Annotated in this window: 2 protein-coding genes; both read left to right on the forward strand. The window is 68.3% G+C overall.

Features of this window, described 5'->3' with window-relative positions:
* Nucleotides 1-289 precede the first annotated feature (289 nt).
* A complete protein-coding gene (locus ACWDU1_RS29860) occupies nucleotides 290-2,968 on the forward strand; it encodes a valine--tRNA ligase (protein ID WP_450003577.1) in 2,679 nt (892 codons plus the stop codon).
* On the forward strand, nucleotides 2,965-4,425 hold the full coding sequence (folC, locus tag ACWDU1_RS29865; RefSeq protein ID WP_450003579.1) for a bifunctional tetrahydrofolate synthase/dihydrofolate synthase: 1,461 nt from the start codon (nucleotides 2,965-2,967) through the stop codon (nucleotides 4,423-4,425). The genes ACWDU1_RS29860 and folC overlap by 4 nt, the downstream gene beginning before the upstream one ends.
* The last annotated feature ends 136 nt before the right edge of the window (nucleotides 4,426-4,561 follow it).

Consider the following 4,561-nt stretch of genomic DNA (forward strand, 5'->3'; position numbering starts at 1 on the left):
CCGGTTCTGGAGCGACCAGAGGGAGGGAGCGCAGCGACCGACCGCCGGGAGTGAAGAACCGGGTTAATAGGGCCCCACCCTCGAGGCGCGGAGCGCCTCCAAAATTACCGCCCCACCCTCGAGCGGCGGAGCCGCTCCAAAATCACAGCCCCACCCTTCGCGGAGGGGCACATCCAAACCACCTCCCCGCCGTTTCGCTCGAGGCGGGCTCCGAGCTCACCCCGGCTCCCGTCCTCCCCGAATCCGGGGCCGAAGATACTCCCGGAGGCAGGGCAAATAACATTGCGGTGTGACCAGCGCAGCCCCTGACAACACGCGTAATCGTGCCGATGCCCTCCCCAAGAGCTGGAATCCCGGCGAGGTGGAGGCCGACCTGTACGAGCGCTGGGTAGCGGCCGGTTACTTCACGGCGGATCCGGGCAGTGACGCGCCCGCGTACTCGATCGTGCTGCCGCCGCCCAATGTCACGGGGACCCTGCATATGGGGCATGCCCTGGATCACACGCTGATGGACACCCTGGCGCGCCGCAAGCGGATGCAGGGGTTCGAGGTGTTGTGGCTGCCGGGAATGGACCACGCGGGTATCGCGACCCAGACGGTGGTGGAGAAGCAACTCGCGGTCGACGGTAAGACCAAAGAGGATTTCGGGCGCGAACTGTTCGTGCAGAAGGTCTGGGACTGGAAGCGCGAATCCGGTGGCGCGATCCAGTGGCAGATGCGGGCCCTCGGCGACAGTGTGGACTGGTCGCGGGACCGGTTCACGATGGACGAGGGTCTGTCGCGGGCCGTGCAGACCATCTTCAAACGGCTTTTCGACGCGGGCCTGATCTACCGGGCCGAGCGGCTGGTGAACTGGTCGCCGGAGCTGCGCACCGCGATCTCCGATATCGAGGTGAAATACGAAGAGGTGCCGGGCGAGCTGGTGTCGCTGCGGTACGGGTCGCTGGTGGATTCCGAACCGCATGTGGTGGTCGCCACCACCCGGGTGGAGACGATGCTCGGTGATACCGCGGTCGCGGTGCATCCCGAGGACGCGCGCTATCGCGAGTTGATCGGCACCACCCTGGAACATCCGATCACCGGCCGGCAGATCCCGATCATCGCCGACGACTACGTCGATCCCGAGTTCGGTTCGGGTGCGGTGAAGATCACGCCCGCGCACGACCCCAACGACTTCGAGATGGGCCTGCGGCACAACCTGCCGATGCCCACGATCATGGACGAGCGCGGCCGGATCTCCGGTACCGGTACCGAATTCGACGGGATGGACCGGTTCGAGGCCCGGGTGAAGGTCCGCGAGCGGCTCGCCGCCGAGGGCCGGATCGTCGCCGAGAAGCGGCCCTATCTGCACAGCGTCGGGCATTCCGAGCGCAGCGGGGAACCGATCGAACCGCGTCTTTCCATGCAGTGGTGGGTGAAGGTCGAGGAACTGGCCAAGGCGGCCGGCGATGCGGTGCGCAACGGCGATACCGTCATCCATCCGGCGAGCCAGGAACCGCGCTGGTTCGACTGGGTCGACGATATGCACGACTGGTGTATCTCCCGGCAGCTGTGGTGGGGGCACCGGATCCCGATCTGGTACGGGCCCGAGGGCGAGGTCGTGTGCGTGGGCCCGGACGAGGAGGCGCCGCAGGGCTGGGTGCAGGACCCGGATGTGCTCGACACCTGGTTCTCCTCGGGGCTCTGGCCGTTCTCGACCATGGGCTGGCCCGATGCCACCCCGGAGCTGGCCAAGTTCTATCCGACCAGCGTGCTGGTGACCGGTTACGACATCCTGTTCTTCTGGGTCGCCCGGATGATGATGTTCGGCACCTTCGTCTCCGGCGACGATGTCGTCACCACCGGCAAGGACGGGCAGTATCAGGTTCCGTTCCAGGACGTGTTCCTGCACGGTCTGATCCGCGACCAGTTCGGCAAGAAGATGTCGAAATCGCGCGGCAACGGGATCGACCCGCTGGACTGGATCACCAACTACGGCGCCGACGCGCTGCGCTTCACCCTCGCGCGCGGCGCCCAGCCGGGCGGCGACCTGTCGGTGGGCGAACCGCATGCGCTGGCATCGCGCAGCTTCGTCACCAAACTGTTCAACGCCACCAAGTTCGCGCTGATGAACGGCGCCCGGCCCGGTGCGCTGCCGCCGCGCGAATCGCTCACCGACGCCGACCGCTGGATCGTCGACCGGCTCGGCGAAGTGCTGGCCGAGGTCGATACCGCGTTCGACGCCTACGAGTTCGGCAAGGCCTGCGAGGCGCTGTACCACTTCGCGTGGGACGAGCTGTGCGACTGGTATCTGGAACTGTCGAAGGTCCAGTTCGCCGAGAGCGAGGAGCGGGCCGAGTCCACCCGGGTCGTGCTGGGCGCGGTGCTGGACTCGGTGCTGCGGCTGCTGCACCCGGTCATCCCGTTCGTCACCGAATCGCTGTGGCTGGCGCTGACCGGCGCCGAATCGGTGGTGATCGCCGCCTGGCCGCGGCCGTCCGGCGTGCCCGCCGATACCGCCGCCGCGCAGCGGATCACCGATCTGCAGCGGCTGATCACCGAGATCCGCCGGTTCCGCAGCGATCAGGGTCTCAACGACAAACAGAAGGTCTCCGCGCGGGTCCTCGGCCTGGACGCGGCAGGTCTGGACCATCTGCATCCCGAAGTGAGCGCGCTGGGCCGGCTGACCGAACCGGGAGCGGATTTCGCCGCGACCGCGTCGGTCGAGGTGCGGCTGAGCGCGACCACGGTGACCGTCGAGGTGGACACCTCGGGCACCGTCGACCTCGAGGCCGAACGCCGGCGCCTGGAGAAGGACCTGGCGTCGGCGCAGAAGGAACTGACCGGCACCGATGCCAAGCTCGGCAACGAGGCGTTCCTGGCCAAGGCTCCCGAACCGGTGGTCGACAAGATCCGGTCGCGGCGAGCGGTGGCCGCCGCCGAGGTCGAGCGGATCGGAGCGCGGCTGGCCGAACTGGGCAGCAAATGAGCGGCGCCGAGGGGTACCCCGAATCCGAGCGCGGCCAGGGCGGTCCCGGGCTCGGGACCGGCCCGTCGCCGGTGGAACTGGCGGAGATGGCGCTGGTCGAGGCCGAACTCGACAAGCGGTGGCCGGAGACCAAGATCGAACCGTCGCTGACGCGTATCGCGACGCTGATGGATGTGCTGGGGTCGCCGCAGCACGGCTACCCGGCGATCCATATCGCCGGCACCAACGGCAAGACCTCGGTCACCCGGATGATCGACGCCCTGCTCACCGCGCTGCACCGGCGGACCGGCCGGTTCACCAGCCCGCATCTGCAGTTGGCGACCGAGCGGATCAGTATCGACAACCGGCCCATCTCACCCGGGCACTACGTGGAGCTGTACCGGGAGATGCAGCCCTATATCGAGATGATCGACGCCCAGTCCGAAACCGCCGGCGGCCCGCCGATGAGCAAATTCGAGGTGCTCACCGCCATGGCGTTCGCGGCGTTCGCCGAGGCGCCGGTGGATGTGGCGGTGGTGGAGACCGGGATGGGCGGCAGCTGGGACGCCACCAACGTGATCGACGGACAGGTCGCGGTGATCACCCCGATCGGTCTCGATCACACCGACTATCTGGGCCCCGATCTGACCTCCATCGCCGGTGAGAAGGCGGGGATCATCAAGCGCGCCGCCGAATCGCTGGTGCCGACCGATACCGTCGCGATCATCGCCGAACAGGACCCCGAGGCCCTCGAAGTGCTGCTGCGGCGGGCCGTGGAGGTCGACGCCGCGGTGGCCCGGGCCGGTTCGGAGTTCCGGGTCCTGGGCCGCAAGATCGCGGTCGGGGGCCAGCAGCTCGAACTGCAGGGCCTCGGCGGGGTGTACGACGAGATCTTCTTGCCGCTGCACGGTGAGCACCAGGCCCATAACGCCGCTCTCGCGCTGGCCGCGGTGGAGGCGTTCTTCGGGGCCGGTGCGCAGCGTCAGCTCGATATCGAGGCGGTCCGGACCGGGTTCGCCGAGGTCAGCAGTCCCGGTCGGCTCGAACGGATGCGCAACGCGCCCACCCTGTTCATCGACGCCGCCCACAACCCCGCCGGGGCGGCCGCACTGGCGGTCACCCTCACCGCGGAATTCGATTTCCGGAAACTGGTCGGGGTGGTGGCGGTACTGGGGGACAAGGACGCCGCCGGCATCCTGGACGCGCTCGAACCGGTCTTCGACGAGATCGTCGTCACCACCAACGGCTCGCCCCGGGCGCTGCCGGTGGAACGACTCGCGGATCTGGCCGTGCAACGCTTCGGTGACGAGCGGGTGGTCACCGCCGCCGGTCTGCCCGACGCCCTGGAAACGGCCGTGGCGCTGGCCGAAGAGGTCGGCGATGCCGGCGAGATGGTGTCGGGGGCCGGGGTCGTCGTCACCGGCTCGGTGGTCACCGCCGGCGCCGCCCGCGCTCTCTTCGGCAAAACCCCGGCATGATGATCGGGCTGCCGGTGGGCACACCTCCGCAAGGTGGCCGGATCTGTGGTTCGGGGCCCGTCTCGGTTCTGGAGCGACGGAGCGATGGAGCGCAGCGACTGAGCGCAGGAGTGAAGAACCGAGACATCACGTAGTT

The organism is Nocardia sp. NPDC003345, assembly GCF_053589395.1.